16 protein-coding genes are annotated in these 18146 nt (G+C 65.8%); 3 read left to right on the forward strand and 13 right to left on the reverse strand.

Annotation, left to right across the window (positions count from 1 at the left end):
• Positions 1-39: 39 nt before the first annotated feature.
• Together DFP89_RS04460 and DFP89_RS04465 are read right to left on the reverse strand one after the other, a co-directional pair.
• Complete coding sequence (locus DFP89_RS04460) at positions 40-954, reverse strand: LysR family transcriptional regulator (protein ID WP_114348190.1); 915 nt, start codon at positions 952-954, stop codon at positions 40-42.
• 118 nt (positions 955-1072) lie between these two features.
• The gene (locus tag DFP89_RS04465; protein ID WP_114348191.1) at positions 1073-1960 is read right to left on the reverse strand and encodes an aldo/keto reductase; all 888 of its coding nucleotides are present in this window, start codon (positions 1958-1960) and stop codon (positions 1073-1075) included.
• Positions 1961-2279: 319 nt separating this feature from the next.
• Between DFP89_RS04465 and cysK the strand changes: the two genes are divergently transcribed.
• The 3 genes from cysK to DFP89_RS04480 all read left to right on the forward strand — a co-directional run bounded on the left by cysK (position 2280) and on the right by DFP89_RS04480 (position 5719).
• Positions 2280-3254: a cysteine synthase A gene (cysK, locus tag DFP89_RS04470; protein ID WP_114348192.1), complete on the forward strand. Its 975-nt coding sequence runs from the start codon at positions 2280-2282 to the stop codon at positions 3252-3254.
• A 136-nt stretch (positions 3255-3390) separates the two neighbouring features.
• Positions 3391-4353, forward strand: a complete 963-nt coding sequence (locus DFP89_RS04475) for an ornithine cyclodeaminase family protein (protein ID WP_114348193.1) — start codon at positions 3391-3393, stop codon at positions 4351-4353.
• The gene (locus DFP89_RS04480) at positions 4346-5719 is read left to right on the forward strand and encodes an FAD-binding oxidoreductase (protein ID WP_114348194.1); all 1374 of its coding nucleotides are present in this window, start codon (positions 4346-4348) and stop codon (positions 5717-5719) included. Before DFP89_RS04475 ends, DFP89_RS04480 begins: the two co-directional genes overlap by 8 nt.
• 28 nt (positions 5720-5747) lie before the next feature.
• On the opposite strand, the gene fabI is transcribed toward DFP89_RS04480, so the two are convergent.
• The 11 genes from fabI to DFP89_RS04535 form a co-directional block, all read right to left on the reverse strand.
• Complete coding sequence (gene fabI, locus DFP89_RS04485; protein ID WP_114348195.1) at positions 5748-6536, reverse strand: enoyl-ACP reductase FabI; 789 nt, start codon at positions 6534-6536, stop codon at positions 5748-5750.
• Between the two features lie 32 nt (positions 6537-6568).
• A complete protein-coding gene (locus tag DFP89_RS04490; RefSeq protein ID WP_114348196.1) occupies positions 6569-7744 on the reverse strand; it encodes an acetate/propionate family kinase in 1176 nt (391 codons plus the stop codon).
• A 29-nt stretch (positions 7745-7773) separates the two neighbouring features.
• Entirely contained in the window at positions 7774-8733 is a 960-nt protein-coding gene (locus DFP89_RS04495) for a phosphate acetyltransferase (RefSeq protein ID WP_114348197.1), read from the reverse strand.
• Between the two features lie 3 nt (positions 8734-8736).
• Complete coding sequence (locus DFP89_RS04500) at positions 8737-10914, reverse strand: DUF3141 domain-containing protein (protein WP_114348198.1); 2178 nt, start codon at positions 10912-10914, stop codon at positions 8737-8739.
• A 140-nt stretch (positions 10915-11054) separates the two neighbouring features.
• The gene (locus DFP89_RS04505; protein WP_114348199.1) at positions 11055-11528 is read right to left on the reverse strand and encodes a hypothetical protein; all 474 of its coding nucleotides are present in this window, start codon (positions 11526-11528) and stop codon (positions 11055-11057) included.
• A 282-nt stretch (positions 11529-11810) separates the two neighbouring features.
• Entirely contained in the window at positions 11811-13142 is a 1332-nt protein-coding gene (gene hisD, locus DFP89_RS04510; protein ID WP_114348200.1) for a histidinol dehydrogenase, read from the reverse strand.
• A gap of 21 nt (positions 13143-13163) precedes the next feature.
• A complete protein-coding gene (locus tag DFP89_RS04515) occupies positions 13164-13961 on the reverse strand; it encodes an ABC transporter permease (protein WP_114348201.1) in 798 nt (265 codons plus the stop codon).
• Positions 13958-14914: an ABC transporter permease gene (locus tag DFP89_RS04520; protein ID WP_245948591.1), complete on the reverse strand. Its 957-nt coding sequence runs from the start codon at positions 14912-14914 to the stop codon at positions 13958-13960. The genes DFP89_RS04515 and DFP89_RS04520 overlap by 4 nt, the downstream gene beginning before the upstream one ends.
• Positions 14915-14979: 65 nt before the next feature.
• Positions 14980-16086 carry an ABC transporter substrate-binding protein gene (locus DFP89_RS04525; RefSeq protein WP_114348202.1) on the reverse strand — a complete coding sequence of 369 codons (1107 nt, stop codon included), beginning with the start codon at positions 16084-16086 and terminating at the stop codon, positions 14980-14982.
• A complete protein-coding gene (locus DFP89_RS04530) occupies positions 16083-17159 on the reverse strand; it encodes an ABC transporter ATP-binding protein (RefSeq protein ID WP_245948592.1) in 1077 nt (358 codons plus the stop codon). The genes DFP89_RS04525 and DFP89_RS04530 overlap by 4 nt, the downstream gene beginning before the upstream one ends.
• 170 nt (positions 17160-17329) lie before the next feature.
• A complete protein-coding gene (locus DFP89_RS04535; RefSeq protein ID WP_114348204.1) occupies positions 17330-18103 on the reverse strand; it encodes an SDR family NAD(P)-dependent oxidoreductase in 774 nt (257 codons plus the stop codon).
• Positions 18104-18146 lie beyond the last annotated feature (43 nt).

Raw genomic sequence — 18146 nt, forward strand, 5'->3', positions numbered from 1 at the left:
GGCTGCCCGTCAGCTGCCGGCCCCGCTCGTCATGCGGTCTCAGGGCGCGCTGGTGCCGCGCTCACCGCGCCAGCGCAGCTTGGCCACCAGCAATGAAAATGCCGGCGAACCCTGCAGGCGCGAGGGATAGTAAAGGTGATAGCCCGGAAAGCTGGGGCACCAGTCCTCAAGCACCGCGACCAGCTGGCCGCGCGCGATCAGGGGCGCAACGCGGCGGTCGGGCAGACAGCAGAGCCCCAGACCGGCCAGGGCGGCCTCGGTGATCAGGTCGCCGTCATTGCAGATGAACTGACCCTCGACGCGGACATTGATCGCGCGATCGCCCTGTCCCAGTTCCCATGCGTAAAGCCCGCCCAGCGTCGGCAGCCGCAGGTTGATGCATTTGTGATGCGTCAGATCGGCCGGGGTTTCGGGCCGGCCATGGGCGGCAAGGTATTCGGGTGATCCGACGACCAGCATGCGCAGGTCAGGGCCGATCTGCACCGCAATCATGTCCTTTTCGACGCTTTCGCCCAGGCGCACCCCGGCATCGAAACGTTCGGCGACGATATCGGTGAATTTCTGCTCGACCGCGATTTCGATGCTGATGTCGGGATATTCGCGCATCAGGTCGCGCGCCTTGGGAAACAGGATCTCCTGCGCGACATCGCGGCTGGCGGTGATGCGGATATTGCCGGCGGGCCGCTCGCGCATGGCGTTGAGGCTGCCCAGCCGGGCTTCGATGTCATCGAGCGCCGGGCGCAGCGTCTCGGCCAGTTTCTCGCCGGCCTCGGTCGGCGCGACATTCCGCGTCGTGCGGGTCAACAGCCGCAGCGCCAGCCGGGTCTCCAGCCGCTTGATGATATGGCTCAGCGCCGATTGCGAGGTGCCGAGCCGCGCTGCCGCACGGGTAAAGCTGCGCTCTTCATAGACGGTCAGGAAGGCGACCAGATCGCCCAGTTCGTCACGCTTCATTCATGAACACCCGGCACTTTTTCAATCAGCCATTCATACCAGAACGGGCTGACCGGAATCCATACGGATCTGCCGGGTGTCATGGCCTGGGTGTCAGGAGTTCAGGCGCCTCCGGCGATCAATCCTCGATGCTGATCGCGAAAGCCTCGGGCGTGACTTCGGCCGGATCGGGTCCACCACGTTCGCCACGATCAAGGCTGTTGATCGCGGCCATGTCCTCGGCGCTCAATGCAAAGTCGAAGATATCGCCGTTTTCATGGATACGGCCGGGATTGACCGATTTCGGGATCACCGAATGGCCCAGCTGGATCTGCCAGCGCAGGACGATCTGCGCGGGGGTCTTGCCATGCTTTGTCGCCAGCGCGGTGATCACCTGATCGCTCAGCGGGTCGTTTCGGGCAGCATCCGCGCGCCAATAGCGGTTGACGCCACCAATCGGCGACCAGGCCTGCGTGACGATGCCAAGATCGCGATTGGCCTTTTGCAGCGCGGGTTGGGCGAAATGGGGATGCAGTTCGACCTGGTTGACGGCCGGGGCCACGCCGGTGGCATCGATCAGCCGCCGCAGATCGTCGGGCGCGCTGTTGCAGATGCCGATGGCGCGCACGCGGCCCTCCTGCATCAGCCCGATCACGGCCTGCCAGCTTTCAACGGTCAGGTCGAAGCGCTTCGGGACCGGCCAGTGCAGCAGATACAGATCCAGCACCTCCAGCCCCAGCTTGCGCATCGAGCGGTCAAAGGCGTGCAGCGTGCGGTCGCGGCCGTAATCACTCATCCAGAGCTTTGTCTGCACGAAGATGTCGGCGCGCGGCACATCGCTTTCGCGGATGCCCTGCCCGACCTCGGCCTCGTTCATATAGGCGGCGGCGGTGTCGATCATGCGATAGCCGTCGGCCAGCGCGGCCTTGACGGCGGCCACGGTCCCCTCGGGGCCAGACCGATAGACGCCAAGGCCAAGCGCGGGCATGCCCACACCATTGTTCAGTTCCAGTACCGGTCCCTTCATGGGAGCCTCCTTTGGTCAGGTATCCAGTCGTGGTTCGAGATCTCCGGGCCGGTCGGTGACGGCGCGGCGCTTGTCTGCATCGACAGATAGCCGCATTCGACCATGGCGATTAGCCGTTCAATGTAGAATGCGTCTATGAACTGGCGGCATGAATAATCGCCAGCGCTTCTGGTGGGCGGCGTTCAAGCCCCTTGCGTTGTCGGGGCTGTCGCCCGACACTTGCCGGCGACAGGCTGCCCTTTGACAGCCGTGGTGCCGCCTTCCGTCGAAGACCGGCACCAACGGGACGAGGGCGCGAAAATTCTGCAGGGTGATCGATATGGAAAAAGTTCTCGCCGACAACTCGTTGAGCATCGGGCGCACGCCGCTGGTGCGGCTCAACCGCATCACCGACGGCGCCGGGGCGACGGTGCTGGCCAAGATCGAAGGCCGCAATCCCGCCTATTCGGTCAAGGACCGGATCGGCGCGGCAATGATCTGGGACGCCGAGGAACGTGGCCTGCTGGGCCCGGGCAAGGAGATCGTCGAGCCGACCTCGGGCAATACCGGCATTGCGCTGGCCTTCGTGGCGGCGGCGCGCGGCATTCCCATCACCCTGACCATGCCCGACACGATGAGCATCGAGCGGCGCAAGCTGCTTGTGGCTTACGGCGCGACGCTGGTGCTGACCGAGGGCGCAAAGGGCATGAAGGGCGCGATCGCGAAGGCCGAGGAAATCGCCGCCTCGGACCCCTCGCGCTATGTGCTGCTGCAACAGTTCAACAACCCCGCCAATCCGCTAATCCATGAGCGCACCACCGGCCCCGAAATCTTTGAGGATACCGGCGGGCAGGTCGATATCCTTGTCTCGGGCGTCGGGACCGGCGGCACCATCACCGGCGTCAGCCGCTATCTGAAGGGCAGGGGGCTGAACCTGACCTCGGTCGCGGTCGAGCCCGCCGCCAGCCCGGTGCTGAGCCAGACCCGCGCCGGCCAGCCGGTGCAACCCGGCCCGCACAAGATACAGGGCATCGGCGCCGGGTTCGTGCCGGGGGTGCTGGACCTGTCCATTGTCGACCGCATCGAGCAGGTCAGCAACGAGGAGGCGCTGGCCACCGCGCTGCGGCTGGCACGCGAAGAGGGCATCCTGTCGGGCATTTCCTGCGGCGCGGCCACCGCCGTGGCCCTGCGGCTGGCGCATCTGCCCGAGAATGCCGGCAAGACCATCGTGGTGGTCCTGCCGGATTCGGGCGAGCGCTACTTGTCCTCGGCGCTGTTCGAGGGGGTGTTCGACGGGGCAGGCGCCCCGGCCTGAACCGGCCCATCGGCTGACGGATCGGCGAAAGCGGCAACAGCGGTCTGCCGATCTGCAGGAAGGGGGCTGTATGCAGCCCGCTTCGGGCGGTAACTTGCGCCGGACTGGGGGCCTTTGCCGCCTTAAGGGGAATGACATGACCGCGCTGCCCTATATCACCGACCGGGATGTCGCCGGCCGCCTGAACTGGCCCGACATGATCGAGGCGCTGGCCGCCGGTCACCGCCTGCCAAGGGCGCAGATCGGCGACCTGTTCCTGACCCGGGGCGATGATACGCTGATGGGGCGCGCGGCCTGGGTCGAGGGCGCGGGCTTTGGCATCAAGACCTTCTCGGTCATGGCCGGAAACGCGGCGCGCGGCCTGCCCTCGGTGCAGGGGGTAATGGTGCTTTACGATGAGGAAACCGGCACCCCTCGCGCCATTCTCGACAGCAAGCTGGTCACGCGCTGGAAGACCGGCGCCGATTCCGGGCTTGGCGCACGCTATCTGGCGCGGCCAGACAGTCGCGAACTGGTGATCATCGGCGCAGGCGAGGTCTCGGGCTCGCTGGCCGAGGTCTATTCGGCGCTGTTTCCGGGGCTTGAGCGCATCCGCATCTGGAACCGCACCGAGGCCAATGCCGCCCGTCTGGTCGCGCGACTGGCGGCGCAGGGCATCCGGGCCGAGGTCGCGCCCGATCTGGCCGAGGCCGTTGCCGGGGCCGATATCGTCGCCAGCGCCACCATGTCGCGCGTGCCGGTCCTGAAGGGCGAATGGGTCCGCCCGGGCACCCATGTCGATCTGGTCGGCGCCTTTCGCGGCGACATGCGCGAGGCCGACGACACCCTGCTGCGCCGCGCCCGTATCTTCGTCGACAGCCGTGAAACCACGCTTGAGCATATCGGCGAGCTGAAGATCCCGCTGGCCGCCGGCGTCATCTCGCCCGAAAGCGTTCTGGGTGACTATTACGACCTCGAGGCGCGGCGCGCGGGCCGTGTCACACCCGAGGAGATCACGCTGTGCAAGAATGGCGGCGGCGCGCATCTTGACCTGATGACCGCGCGGGCGATCATCGCGGCCTGTGCCGTCAACCCCGAAACCGGGATCGATCATGCATGAGCATTTCGCCGCCATCTGCCCGCCCGATGCCATCGTCCGACCCAAGGCGCTGCACCGGCGCGATCCGGGCTATGCGGCGGCCAGCCGCAATGCCGGGCTGCTGTTGCGCCCGGACAGCACCGCGATGGTGGCCGCGATCTGCACGGCGGCCAGCGCGGCAGGCATCGGCATCGTGCCGCAGGGCGGGCTGACCGGGCTGGTCGATGGCACCGCGGCGACACCCGACGAGATCGCGCTGTCGCTTGCGCGCATGACCCGTATCCTGCGCATCGATCCGGTTCAGGGCGTGGTCGTGGCCGAGGCCGGCGCCACCCTGCAGCAGGTGAACGAGGCGGCGGCCGAACATGGCATGATGACCGGCATCGACATTCCTTCGCGGGGCAGCTGTACCATCGGCGGCGTGATCGCCACCAATGCCGGCGGCATCCGGGTGATCCGCTACGGCATGACCCGCGACAATGTGCTGGGGCTGACCGCCGTGCTTTCGGACGGCACGGTGCTTGAGGACATGAACACGCTGCTCAAGAACAATACCGGCTATGATCTCAAGCAGCTTTTCATCGGCAGCGAGGGGACGCTGGGCGTGGTGACCGCAGCCGTGCTGAAGCTGTTTCCGCGCCCGGCGGCGACCGCGGTCGCGCTGCTCGCCAGCCCCGACGTGGCGGCGGCGCAAGAGCTGCTCGAGCTGGCCCGGCTGCGTGCCGGCGGCGATCTGATGGCCTTCGAGGCGATGTGGCCGGACTATTACCGGCTGACCTCGTCGCATCTGTGCCCCGGGCGCGAGCCGCTGCCGCCCGATGAGGACCTCAAGCTCATCATCGAGGCGGCCGGCCCCGACGGTGATGCCGCCGAAGCGGTCCTGCTGGATATTTTCGAAGAGGCGGCCGAGGCCGGGCTGGTCGGCGACGGCGTCATCGCCAAGTCGCAAAGCGAGCAGGCGGCAATGTGGTCCCTGCGCGAGGACAGCGATCTGGTCGCCCGGCCGCGCGGGGCGATCCTCTCATATGATGTCAGCATCGAGGCCGGCGAGATCGCCGGATTCGTCGCGCGCTGGGACGCGGCGCGGGCTCGGGCCTGCCCGCAGGCCGGCTCTTATGTCTTTGGGCATCTGGGAGATTGCAACCTGCATGTCTGCCTGTCCGTCACCCCGGACGAGGCGCGCGACCACGCGGCGATCGACGAAGTCTTCTACGGGGTGGTGGCGGCCACCTCGGCGGCCTCGTTTTCGGCCGAGCACGGGATCGGGCTCAGCAAGCGGGCGCAGCTTGCGCAGCGAAAGCCGCCCGCGATGCTGGCCGCCATGCGCCGGGTCAAGACGGCGCTGGACCCCGCCGGAGTGATGAACCCCGGAAAGGTGCTGGCTTAGGCGCCATAGCCGCCAGGGGGTCCGATGCTCAGTCGATGATGTGATAGCCGCCGTCGATGAACAGCGTGTCGCCGGTGATCAGCCGCGCCGCGTCAAGGGCCAGAAAGGCCGTGGCCATGCCGACATCCTCGATGGTGACAAGGCTGCGGGCCGGGGCCTTTTCGCGCGCCTTGTCCAGCAGCGCGTCGAATTCCGGAATGCCCGAGGCGGCCCGCGTCGCCAGCGGCCCCGGCGAAATCGCGTGGACGCGGATGCCCTTGGGGCCCAACTCCGCGGCGATATAGCGCACGGCGGCCTCAAGCGCGGCCTTGGCGACGCCCATGATGTTGTAATTCTCGACCACGGCCTGCGCGCCGTAATAGCTCATGGTGAAAAGCGTGCCGCCGTTCTTCATCAGTGGCTCGGCCAGATGCGCGGTGCGGATGAAGGACCAGCAGGACACATCCATCGTGGTCAGGAAACCGGGCTTGGCGACATCGACGACGCGGCCGCCCAGGGCCTCCCTGGGGGAAAAGGCGATGGAATGCAGCACGAAATCCAGATGGCCCCAGGTTTCCGCGATGCGGTCGAACACCGCCTCGTTCTGGCCGTCCTGCAAGACGTCCAGCGGCAGGAACAGCGGCGCATCGATCTGGCGGGCCAGCGGCTCGACATGGGGTCTGGCCTTTTCGTTCAGATAGGTGACGGCCACCTCGGCGCCCAGGGCGTGAAAGGCCTTGGCGCAGCCCCAGGCGATGGACTGGTCATTGGCAATGCCGATGACAAGGCCCTTCTTGCCACGCAGAAGGTTCGCGACAAGCGGATCCGGTCGGGTCATGGCTTTGGCTCCTTGTTGCCGGATATGCGGTTTCAGGCGAGGGCGCCCTGGGTCAGCGCGATGGTCGATATGGCGATGTTCAGCTCTTCGTCCGTCGGGATGCGCAGGACGCGGATGCGCGAGCCGGGCGCCGAGATGTCGGTATCTCCGGCGGCGTTCTTGGCCGGGTCGATCATGGCCCCCAGCCAGCGGCAGCCGGCCACGACCTCGGTGCGGGTGGCGGCGTCGTTCTCGCCGATGCCGGCGGTGAAGACGATGCCGTCGATCCCGCCCATGACGGCGGCCAATGCGCCGATCTCGCGCAGGATACGGTGGATGAACAGCCTGATGGCCTGCGCCGCTTCGGATGCGTCGGATGCCCGCAGCGCCCGCATGTCCGAGGATATGCCCGAGACGCCCAGCAGTCCGGATTTCTTGTAGATCAGTTCTTCCAGTCCGCGCGCATCCAGCCCGTGCTGGTCCATCAGATAGATCAGCACGCCCGGGTCCAGCGCCCCGCTGCGCGTGCCCATCACCAGACCGTCGACGGCGGTAAAGCCCATGGTGCTGGCGACGCTGCGGCCATTGTCGATGGCGCAAAGGCTGGCGCCATTGCCCAGATGCGCGACCACGACCTTGCCGCGCGCCAGATCGGGGGCGATCTCTTTCAGCCGCGAGGCGATGAAATCATAGGAAATGCCGTGAAAGCCATAGCGGCGGACGCCTTCATGCGTCAGCGCGCGGGGCAGGGCAAAGGCGCGCTCCTCCCATGCCTGATTGGCGTGGAAGGCGGTGTCGAAACAGGCGACCTGCGGCAGGCTGGGCTGCAAGGCGCGGATCGCCCGGATCGGGGCCAGATTATGGGGCTGGTGCAGGGGGGCCAGTGGCACCAGACGCTCAAGATCCTCAAGCAGGGCGTCGTCGATCAGCGCCGGCTGGGCGTGATTGGGGCCGCCATGCACGACCCGGTGCCCGACGGCGTCGAAACGGACATTGCCAAGCGCGCGCGTGGCCATCTGGATCAGGACCCGGGTGGCCTGCGCGTGATCGACCGATCCCGACAGCTCGTCGGCCAGAAGCGCGCCATCGGGGGAATAGACCAGCGCCCTTGGCGTGGCGCCGATCCCCTCAAAACGGCATTTGATCAGCAGTTCGGGCCGGCGCCCGCCGCCATAAGCGGCAAGCTTGATGCTGGACGAGCCAGCATTCAGGACGGCGATGCAGGACATGATGAACCTCGTCTTTGCGTGCTTTGCGCCTAGGCTGCGGCTGCGGCGGCCGTCTTGGCGCGCCGGGCGGCGGCCATCAGCACCGCCACCGCGCATGAGGCGTGGCGCGTGACCAGCGAGTCGGCCCGGCTGGTCAGGATGATCGGCACCCGCGCGCCCAGAACTACGCCGGCACAATCGGCCCCGGCCAGGAAAGACAGGCTTTTCGCCAGCATGTTCCCGGCCTCAAGATCGGGGACGACCAGTACATTCGCCCGCCCCGCGACCGGCGAGACGATCTGCTTGACGGCCGCCGCCTCGGGGCTGATCGCATTGTCCAGCGCCAGGGGGCCGTCCAGCACGCCGCCGGTGATCTGGCCGCGATCCGCCATCTTGCACAGCGCCGCCGCCTCGACGGTCGAGGGCACCTTGGGGTTCACGGTCTCCATCGCCGACAGGATCGCGACCCGCGCCTGCGCCACGCCAAGCGCATGGGCAAGATCGATGGCGTTCTGGACGATATCGACCTTTTCCTCAAGCGTGGGGGCGATGTTGACGGCCGCGTCAGTGATGATCAACGCGCCCTCGTGCCCCGGCACATCCATGACGAAGCAATGGCTGATCCGCCGTTCGGTGCGGATGCCGGTGGCGTGCGAGACGACCGCACCCATCAACTCATCCGTGTGCAGACTGCCCTTCATCAGGGCCTCGGCCTCGCCCTTGCGGACCGCCTCGACGGCCTTGGCCGCCGCATCGTGGCTATGGGCCGCATCGATCAGCGGCAGGTCCGAGATGTCCAGCCCGTTCTGGGCCGCGACATCGCGGATGCGAGCCTGTGGGCCGACAAGGATGGGGCGGATCAGCCCCATCCGCGCCGCCTCGACCGCGCCCCGCAACGAAACGGCATCGCAGGGATGCGCGACCGCCACCCTGACGCTGCCGGCCTGAACCGCGCGGTCGATCAGGGCCCGATATTTTTCCCGGTCGGAGGTTCTTTGCTGCGCTTCCATGGCTTATTTCCCAGAAATCTTGCGGATCGTGGCGGTTTTGCGGGTCGGCACCAGAAGGTTGCGGACCTCTCTCAGGCGCTTGGCCGTCTCGGGTTCCAGCTTGCCCTTGGCACCGACGATGGTCTCGATCGTCTCGACCACCCGTTCGCCCCGGTCCGAGTCCTTGGGCAGCATCGAGGGGATCGCGGCCATCGCGGCCTTGGGGTCGGCGCGCAGCAGCCTTGCCTGCTGGCGCAGGATCGCTTTCAGACCGGCCACCGGGATCGGCGCCTTGTCCGAGGCGGCGCGGTAGATCTGTTCCAGGGCGTTGAACTGACGCTCATCGATGCCGCCGCCACGCATGACGTAAAGCAGCGCGCGCATCCCGGCCTCGGGCAACCCGCCCTGGCCCAGTTCCTCGTCCAGCTCGGCCGGGCTTGCGATCTGGTGCAGCGCGCCCGAGGCCCGGTTGGCCTTTTGCGCCACGTCGGATTTCAGCCCGACCGCCGCCTGCAGGACCGGCGAGCCATAGACGCTATGAAACAGCGTCTCGGCCCAGACCTCGCGCGCCTTGCCGACGACCTCAAGGCCGTTGATCACCCAGGACGAGACGAATTTTTCATATTGCAGGAAGGGGTTGTCCGGTGAGACCGGATGACGGTTTCCTTCGCTGCGGATCTCCTCGGCCATCTCGGCGATGGGGGTCATCACCGGGTTGCGGTCCGAGAATGCGCGGAAGGCGACGCGGTTCGGATGCACCTCGCGCAGGATCTCGGCGCTGACGGGGGTGGTGGCGGCCTGCACGACCGGGCTGAGCAGGGCGCGGTAAAGGCCCTGATTGATCTCGGAGATGCGGGCGGCGGTGGCGAATTTGCGCTCGTCCTCGGGCGAGTTGTGGCCAAGGGCGCGGATATCGTCCAGCGTCCGGGGCGACAGTTTCGCGACATGCTTGCCGCCGACCAGATCGGGATTCGCGGTCCCCGCGTCCAGATCGGTCAGCTCCAGCTCGTAAAGCCCGGGCAGCAGGGAATCGATCATCTCCATGTTCATGGCGATCTCTTCATGCTCTTTGGTCGCGACCGAACCCGAGACGAAGATGCCCAGATGGCCGATGCTTTGATGGGTGCAATAGATGATCGTCTGGCCGTTCTGGATGATCTGGTCGACATCGTCGTAAAGGTCCAGCAGCCAGTCCAGCGCCTGTTGCGGAGGGGTGATATCGTCGCCCCAGGAACAGAAGACGATGATCGGCGACTGGATCTTGCGCAGATCGACCCGTTCGCCATTGCTCATGATGGTCTCGCCGGCGGTCAGGCGGTTGCCGACGAACAGCTCATCGACGATGAACTGCATTTCCTCGGCGTTCAGCTGAACGGGCGTGCCCCACCATTTTTCAAATTCCAGATAGCGCGGGCCTTCGGTATCGACCTTGGAATAGACGTTATATTGTTTCTTCCACAGCGTATTGGCGAGGTTGTTCGATTCAAAGTTCGAGACCAGCCAGGCCCCGTCGAACTTGCCATCGCCCATATCGCCGGTCAGCGTCGTCATCCAGCTGCCGCCCAGATTGCCGCCCAGATAGCGCATCGGGTTCCGGCCGCGCACCCCCGCCCAATAGGACAGCGGCGCGCCGGCCAGCAGGATCGGGCCGGCCAGGTCGGGGTTCAGCGCGGCGGTGATCATCACCTGCCAGCCGGCCTGGCAATTGCCGATCAGGGTCGGCTTGCCCTCGGCCTCGGGGTGCAGGTCGGTGACGGTGCGGATGAACTGCGCCTCGGCGCGGCAGACATCCTCGACGGTCTGGCCCGGCATCGGTTCGGGCAGGAAGCCGACGAAATAGCAGGGATGGCCGGCATTCATCGCCACGCCGATCTCGCTGTCATGCTTCATGCCGCCGATGCCCGGCCCGTGGCCCGCGCGCGGATCAAAGACGATGAAGGGGCGTTTTTTCGGGTCGATCACCACGCCCTCGGGCGGGGTGATCGCGACCAGCGCATAGTTCACCGGCCGCTCGAAAGTGCGCCCGTCGCTGATCAGCTCGGCGTCAAAGCTTAGGACATTGGGCGCGACGCGCTGGGTGCGTTCCTCGTAATTGTTGCCGCGCTGGCGCAGGATATCGAGAAACAGGACCGAACGCTCCATGGCGTCCTGCATATATTCGACCCAGGGGTTGACCGGGTTTGTCGAAGAATTCTTCTGCATTTGTTGAGTCCATCTGATTTGATATGCGGCAGATGGGTGCAATACTGTTCACCAGCATGACGCCATATGCGCATTCGATGAATGGAAACTCGGTGAATTATTGGTAACTCACCGGATATACTAAGAATGAAACGCGGGAATTACGATTCCCAGGAAACGTAAAGACCGATATCCCCGGGAAGGCCGTGCGGCCAGTCCACGATCAGGGCTTTCATGTGATAGCCCAGCGGCTGAAGATGCTCTTTCCAGATCTCATAGGCCACGCGCGGCTGGCCGATCAGCGTCTCGGGCCAGCCCTCTTCGGCCTGGTTGATGGCACGACCGTGATCGGTGCAAAGCTCGTTCGGGAAGCGGGCGACCATGACCTCTTTTTCGCCTTTGGACGCAGCATCTTTAAGCCGGACGAGGAAGGCCTTGATCCGTTTCTCGTCGATCGGATCGGTCGATTTCAGCTGTTCGATCAGCTTCTGGCGCTGCTCTTCGGCCTTGCTCATGGCCAGGCTGGCGCTTTCAGATTTGGCACGCGCGGTGTCCTCGACCCAGGTCTTCAGCTCTTTGACCGACATGAGAAGATCGTGATCTTCGGCGGGGAAAGGGGTGTGAGTGCTGGTCATGCTAGTACCTTCTGAACAAGAAGTGGTCCGCGCTGGTGATATTTACCACATGGGAAGCTCCGGCGCCATTTCCAGAACGCAAAACAACCGACGCCGCGTCAAAATGTATCGGTGATTATGAAATCAGCAGCAGGGCAAATTTTCGCTTATGATGCAGAATGCTGCGCCAATTGCTTACGGCCGCAGAGCCAAATTCCTGCGGAAATTTTCACCATATCTTCGGGGCCGGGATTCATACCGGCCCGGCCCCTGCGTCGTCTTGTCGCAGCCGTCACCGTCGCATCAATGCTGGCCCTCAAGATAGGGGTCGCGCATCGGGCCGACGGCATTCGCATGCGAGGAAAATCCCTCATACTCGGCCAGTGTCCGGGTGTGGGCGGCCAGTTGCGGATAGCCCTTGGCGGTCACATAGCCAACCGAGCTGCGGCGCATGAAATCGCTGACCGAAAGCGGGCCATGCGTATTGGCGCCCATCGAGGTCGGCAGCACCGCGTTCGGCCCCAGCACATAATTCGCAATGGCGTTGGGGGTGCGGGTGCCCAGCAGGATCTCGGCCGCCTCGGTGATCTCGCCCAGATAGTCAAAGGGATGGGTCGAAAGGATCTCGAGATGCTCGGGGGCGTATTCGTTCACGAAGGCGCAGGCATCCGCCATCGAGGCGGCCAGGATGATGCCGCCCGCGCGCCCCGTCAGCACCGCGCGCGAGAAGCCGGCGCGCTGCTCGGACATCTGCGCCCAGTGGCGGGGCAGGGCGGCCAGCGCCTCGTCGACCACGCGGCGCGAGGGGGTGACCAGCCAGGCAGAACTGTCGGGACCGTGCTCGGCCTCGATCAGCAGATCCAGCGCCGCCAACCCGCCATGCACGGTCTCGTCGGCCAGGATGACCACCTCGGAGGGACCGGCAGGCAGGCCGGGATCGATCACGTCGGACAAGAGCCGCTTGGCCGCCACCACCCAGGGGCTGCCGGGGCCAAGGATCTTCTTGGCCTTGCGCACGGTCTCGGTGCCAAAGGCGGCGGCGGCGACCGCCTGTGCGCCGCCGCATTTATAGACCGTATCCACCCCGGCCAGACGGGCGGCGACCAGCGTGGCGGCATCGACGCCGCCATCGGGGCCGGGCGGTGTCAGGATCGCCAGATCCGGCACGCCCGCGACCACGCCGGGCACCGCCGTCATCATCGTCACCGACGGAAACGCCCCCTTGCCGCGCGGCACATATAGCGCGACCGAGGAAATCGGCGTGAAGCGGTCACCGGCAAAGGCGCCGGGGCGGACCTCTTTCAGCCACATCGGTTCGGGCAGCTGCTCGCGGTGAAAGCTGCGGATATTCTCGATGCCATAGTCGATGGCCTCGATCACCGCTTGGTCGACAAGGTCAAAGGCGTGGGCGAACTCGGCCTCAGTGGCTTTCAGATTGTCGGGGGCCAGCCCCTTCGCCTTGTCCAGATCGCGGCCAAACCGGGCCAGCGCGGTGTCGCCATTGGCGCGGACCTCGGCGATGATCGGGGCGGCATGTTCCAGAAAATAGGACAGGTCGGTTTCCGAGCGCCGCACCAGCGCCGCGCGCTCGGCCGCGCTTAGCCGGGCCAGTTCCTTGAAGGTGACGTCGGTCATGACTTGTCCTTTCCGCCGCGCTCATTTCGATTTCAGGAAGATGTCCAGCCCCACCAGCCGGTCCAGCAGCCAGACGGCGGCAAAGGCGATGATGATGAACACGGTCGAAACCGCCGCCAGATCGGGCGTGATGATCGAGCGGATGTTGTTATAGACCTGCACCGGCAGCGTCACCGTGCGCGCATCGGTCAAAAGCAGGCTGACCAGAAATTCGGTCATGGCCAGCACGAACATCAAAAGCCCGCCGGTGATCACCCCGGGCATCACCGCGGGCAGGGTGACATGCAGGAAGGTCGCCACCGGCCCCGCCCCGCAATTCTGCGCTGCCAGCTCAAGGTCGCGGTCCAGCGCCGCCGCCGAGGACGAGACCGACCAGATGATGAAGGGCAGGTTGATGGCCGCGCAGGCGATGCCGACCGGCCAGACCTGCCCCAGAATGCGCCATTCTCCGAAAACCAGCATCATGCCGATCCCCGAGGCAATCAGCGGCACGGTAAAGGGCAGCAGCAGATAGACCTGCAGGGCGGCGGCGAAACGCAGGCGGTAGCGGGTCAGCGCGATCCCCGCCAGCGTTCCCACCGGCACCGAGACCAGCACGCAGATCGCCGAGACCTGCAATGAGCGCCAGAAGGCCTGCCGCAATTCGCGCGCCTCGAGGATCTTGCGATACCATTTCAGCGAGAACCCCTCGGGCGGAAAGGCGATCATGTTGCCCGAGGTGACCGAGGCCGCGACCACGATCACGATGGGCAGGGTCAGGATCAGGATGGCGAACCAGACCAGCGCCCAGATGACCAGTTTCTGCGAGGGGCTGGTCATCGCTTGCCCCCCATGGCCAATGTGCCGGCACCGAAGGCAGCAAAAACCGCGCCGACCAGCACTGATCCCAGCGCCACCAGCACCAGCGCAAGGGCTGATCCAAGCCCCTGATCGGCGGTGCGGAAGAACTGGTCATAGACCGCGTTGGCGATGAAATCCTGCGAGCCGCCGCCCAGCATCGCAGGCATCGCGAAATCGGTCAGCGCCAGCGTCGCGACGACCAGCCCGGCGCCCACCAGACCCGGCCGCGCCATGGGCAGGGTGACATGCCACAGCACCTGCAGCCAGTTCGCCCCCAGCGAGCCTGCGGCGATCTCGGTCTCGCGCGGGATGGCGGTCAGGGCCGGCGCCAGAAGCAGCACGGCAAAGGGCAGCATATATTGCACCAGCCCGAAAACCACGGTCGGAAAGCTGAACAGCAGCCGCATCGGCGTCACGCCGACCAGCCCCAGCGCGTCATTGACCACGCCGGAATTGCCCAGGATGATCAGCCAGCCATAGGCGCGCACCACCTGCCCGATGAAAAACGGCAGAAACAGCACCGCCAGCAGCGCCTTGCGCACAAAGGGTGACGGCGTCCGGACCAGCATATAGGCATAGGGAAAGGCCAGCAGCAGCGTGAAGACGACCGTCAGGAACGCCCCGGAAAGCGAGCGCCAGACGATCTTGAGATAGGTCGCACTGTCCAGAACGGTGCGGTAATTCTCCAGCGTATAGGCCTCCGCCGGCAGAAAGGTCGCGCGGTCCAGCACATGCAGCGACCCTTGGGCAATGCGCCAAAGCCCCAGGCACAGTACCGCCACCAAAAGCAGCGCCGGCGCGATCAGCAGCCAGCCCGTCAGCCGGTGAAGTGCCCGCGGCCACAGGATACCGGCGCCGCGTTCCAGCGCGTCCATCACCCGCCAACCAAGCGGATAGCGCAGTCTGGAGACCGGGCCGGGCATATCGGTCATCGGGGCGCACCATTGCGGGATCGAAAACGGGCGGGGGCCGGCCGGAACCGGCCCCCGTGGGGCGCTCAGCCCTGCATGATTTCCTTGAAGCGGGCGAACCAGTCGCTTTCATTCTCGACCTGGACCTTGGCCGAGACCCGGATCAGATGCTCGAAATCCTCGGGCTTGGTCGGGTATGAGGGATCGCCTGCCAGCCCTTCGGGTGGCGTCAGGCCGGGCACGACGCCGGGCAGGCCCAGACCGTCCAGCCAGACCTGCTGCGCCTCGGGGGTGATGGCAAAGTTGATATACTGTTTGGCCCAGTAAAGCTCGTTCTCGGGCAGCCCCTTGGGGATCCACAGCCCGTCAGTGTCGAACTTGCAGCCCTCGGCCGGAACGGTCCAGGCGATGGGCACGCCGTTGCGCTTGGCCGCCAGCGCATTGGTCGAGATGGTGCAGGCCGCGTCGATCTCATCGTTCTGGAACCAGGCGGTGAAATCGGGATCCTCGCCCAGCAGAGGGGACTGTTCCTTGATCTTGCGGCAGAACTCCCAGCAGGGTTCCATATTGGCGGGAATGTCGGCCAGTGTGCCGCCGCCCGCCAGCTGTGCCGGAAAGTGAAAGCCGATGCCGTCATTGTAAAGCGCGATCCGGCCCTTGAAGCGCGGATCCAGCAGGTCCTTCCAGGATTTCGGCGGGCCGTCGGGAAAAGCCTCGGGGCGATAGGCCAGCACATAGACATAGCCATAGGTGTTGACGATCGGATAGCCGTCCAGCCCGACAGGCTTGCTGAGTTCGGAGGTGCCGGCCAGATTGGACAGATCCGACAGGTCCTCGGTCACGCCGCGCAGCGCCGATTTGGTGGCGTTGGTGGTGGTGTCCCAGTTGATATGGATGGGCGGCACGCGGTTTTGCGCCACGGCGGCCCAGACCTTGGGCTGGATCTCGTTGTCCTCGGTCAGGTCGTGGCGGATGGCGATGCCGGTCGCCTTGGTGAACGGGTCCGAAACCCCGCGCTTGAGCGCCTCGACCCATTCGCCGCCCCAGGCGCGGACGATCAGCTCGGCGGGTTTCTGGGGTTCCTGCGCCCAAAGCCGCGTCGCGGGCAACGTGCCCAGCAGCGCCGTACCCCCCGCCGCCGCCCCCGCGCGAAGGATCGCCCGCCGTGAAACGCCGGTGTCGTGAATTTTCATTGCAGCACTCCTCCTGTTGGTTCTTTTCGACCGGTCTTGAAGATTTTCAGATCCTGCGCCTGCCAGCCAAAGCGGATCGCGGCGCCGGCCTCGAACAGATCGAACCCCGTCGGATCGTGGTGATAGATCCGGATCTCGGCGCCGGGCAGGGCGTCGCTGTCGATGATGTAAAGCAGCCGTTCGCCCTCGAAGATCATGTCGGCGATGCGGCCGGGCAGCACGGTGTCACAACCCGCCAGCATGTCCCCGGCCGGGCCCAGGCTGATCTGCTCGGCCCGCAATGCGCCGCGAACGGGCGTGCCCTCAGCCAGTGGCAGCGCCTGCCGGCCGGCGCAATCGGTGCCCCCGACCCGCATTCCCGCCGGGCTCGCCACGCCGTCGAGAAAGGTCGATACACCCACGAACCCGGCGACGAAGGCATTGGCCGGCTGGCGATAGATCGCCAGCGGCGGCGCGTACTGCTGGATCACCCCGCCCTCCATCACGATGATCTCGTCCGAGACCACCAGCGCCTCGCGCTGGTCATGGGTGACGTTGATGGTGGTGACGTGCAGTTCTTTCTGGATGCGGCGGAACTCCAGCTGCATTTCCTCGCGCAGCTTGCGGTCGAGCGCCGCCAGCGGCTCGTCCAGCAGCAGCAATTCGGGCTCAAAGACCAGTGCGCGGGCGATGGCGACGCGCTGTTGCTGGCCGCCGGACAGTTCATGGATGCGGCGGTCGCGATAGCCGCCCAGCCGCACAAGATCCAGGAATTCGGCGACGCGGGCGGGAATGCCGCGCGGGTCCCAGCGCCGCATCTTCAGCGGAAAGGCGACATTCTCGGCCGCAGTCATATGCGGAAACAGCGCCAGTTTCTGAAACACCATCCCGACCGAGCGCCGGTGCGGTGCCACCGCATCGACCGGCCGGCCGTTGATGGCGATCTCGCCCCCGCTCGGCTTCAGAAAGCCCGCGATCATGTGCAAAAGCGTGGTCTTGCCCGAACCCGATGGGCCCAGCACGGTCAGAAACCGGCCCGCCTGCAGGTCAAAGCTGGCATTGTCCACGGCGCGGACACCAGGGCTGAATTCCATGGTCACGTCCCGCACCCGGACGGCTGGACCTGCGCCGGCTTCGGTGCCGGTGACTGGGGAATTCCGCGAGGATGCATTCATCCGTCTGACCCATCTAGCCGCCGCCGCAAGCCGGCAAGGCTGACACTAACGACCGTCTATCCCACTGTATATACTTTACTCTCCCTCCCTCAGATCGAGGCGAGATAGCCACCATCCACGACCAGGCATTGCCCGGTGACATAGGCCGAGGCATCCGACGCAAGATAAAGCGCCGCACCCAGCAGGTCCTCCATCCGGCCAAAACGGCCCTGCGGGATCTTGGCGCGCATGCCTTCCGCCCAATCCGCATCGGCATAGAACGTCTCGGTCAGCTGGGTGCGAAAATAGCCCGGCGCGATGGCGTTCACACGGACCCCGCGCCCGGCCCATTCGGCGGCCAGCGCCCGCGTCATGCCCAGCACCCCGGATTTCGACGCGCCATAGGGCACTGCCGTCGGCACCCCGACGAACGAGGTCAGCGAGGCCAGGTTGATGATTGCCCCACGTCCACGCGCCAGCATCGGCTGGGCCACGGTCCGGGCCACGAAAAACGCGCCCTTCAGATTGGTGTCGACGATACGGTCCCAAAGCACCTCATCGACATGCTCCGAGGCGCGGACCTCTTCATAGCCGGCGTTGTTGATCAGGATATCGACGGGATCGATATCGGAAAGCGCCGCCTCGATGCGATGGACGTCAGACTGGTCGCAGGCGACGCATTCGGCCCTGCGGCCAAGATCCGCGATCGCGCGCGCCGTGGCGTCAAGCGCGCCAGCCTCGCGCGCGGTCAGCACCAGATCCGCTCCGGCGCGCGCCAGCCCCAGGGCCAATGCCTGGCCGATGCCCCGGCTTGCGCCGGTGACCAGCACCCGCCGTCCGGTCAGCGAGAACATCTGCTCAAGGAAGCGGGCGCTGTCGGCCATGATGATGAATCCCGTTGAGGGCAGAAAGCGGCAGACCGGGGAC

Origin of the sequence: Paracoccus lutimaris (genome assembly GCF_003337565.1) — a bacterium.
GTDB lineage: Bacteria > Pseudomonadota > Alphaproteobacteria > Rhodobacterales > Rhodobacteraceae > Paracoccus > Paracoccus lutimaris.

Excerpts from the sequence above, each read along its gene's own strand:
- DFP89_RS04500 (WP_114348198.1), bottom strand. The coding sequence starts at position 10,914 with ATGCAGAAGAATTCTTCGACAAACCCGGTCAACCCCTGGGTCGAATAT.
- DFP89_RS04495 (WP_114348197.1), bottom strand. The coding sequence starts at position 8,733 with ATGGAAGCGCAGCAAAGAACCTCCGACCGGGAAAAATATCGGGCCCTG.
- DFP89_RS04475 (WP_114348193.1), top strand. The coding sequence starts at position 3,391 with ATGACCGCGCTGCCCTATATCACCGACCGGGATGTCGCCGGCCGCCTG.
- DFP89_RS04535 (WP_114348204.1), bottom strand. The coding sequence starts at position 18,103 with ATGGCCGACAGCGCCCGCTTCCTTGAGCAGATGTTCTCGCTGACCGGA.
- DFP89_RS04490 (WP_114348196.1), bottom strand. The coding sequence starts at position 7,744 with ATGTCCTGCATCGCCGTCCTGAATGCTGGCTCGTCCAGCATCAAGCTT.
- DFP89_RS04505 (WP_114348199.1), bottom strand. The coding sequence starts at position 11,528 with ATGACCAGCACTCACACCCCTTTCCCCGCCGAAGATCACGATCTTCTC.
- DFP89_RS04525 (WP_114348202.1), bottom strand. The coding sequence starts at position 16,086 with ATGAAAATTCACGACACCGGCGTTTCACGGCGGGCGATCCTTCGCGCG.
- DFP89_RS04515 (WP_114348201.1), bottom strand. The coding sequence starts at position 13,961 with ATGACCAGCCCCTCGCAGAAACTGGTCATCTGGGCGCTGGTCTGGTTC.
- hisD (WP_114348200.1), bottom strand. The coding sequence starts at position 13,142 with ATGACCGACGTCACCTTCAAGGAACTGGCCCGGCTAAGCGCGGCCGAG.
- DFP89_RS04460 (WP_114348190.1), bottom strand. The coding sequence starts at position 954 with ATGAAGCGTGACGAACTGGGCGATCTGGTCGCCTTCCTGACCGTCTAT.
- DFP89_RS04520 (WP_245948591.1), bottom strand. The coding sequence starts at position 14,914 with ATGACCGATATGCCCGGCCCGGTCTCCAGACTGCGCTATCCGCTTGGT.
- DFP89_RS04480 (WP_114348194.1), top strand. The coding sequence starts at position 4,346 with ATGCATGAGCATTTCGCCGCCATCTGCCCGCCCGATGCCATCGTCCGA.
- DFP89_RS04465 (WP_114348191.1), bottom strand. The coding sequence starts at position 1,960 with ATGAAGGGACCGGTACTGGAACTGAACAATGGTGTGGGCATGCCCGCG.
- fabI (WP_114348195.1), bottom strand. The coding sequence starts at position 6,536 with ATGACCCGACCGGATCCGCTTGTCGCGAACCTTCTGCGTGGCAAGAAG.
- cysK (WP_114348192.1), top strand. The coding sequence starts at position 2,280 with ATGGAAAAAGTTCTCGCCGACAACTCGTTGAGCATCGGGCGCACGCCG.
- DFP89_RS04530 (WP_245948592.1), bottom strand. The coding sequence starts at position 17,159 with ATGGAATTCAGCCCTGGTGTCCGCGCCGTGGACAATGCCAGCTTTGAC.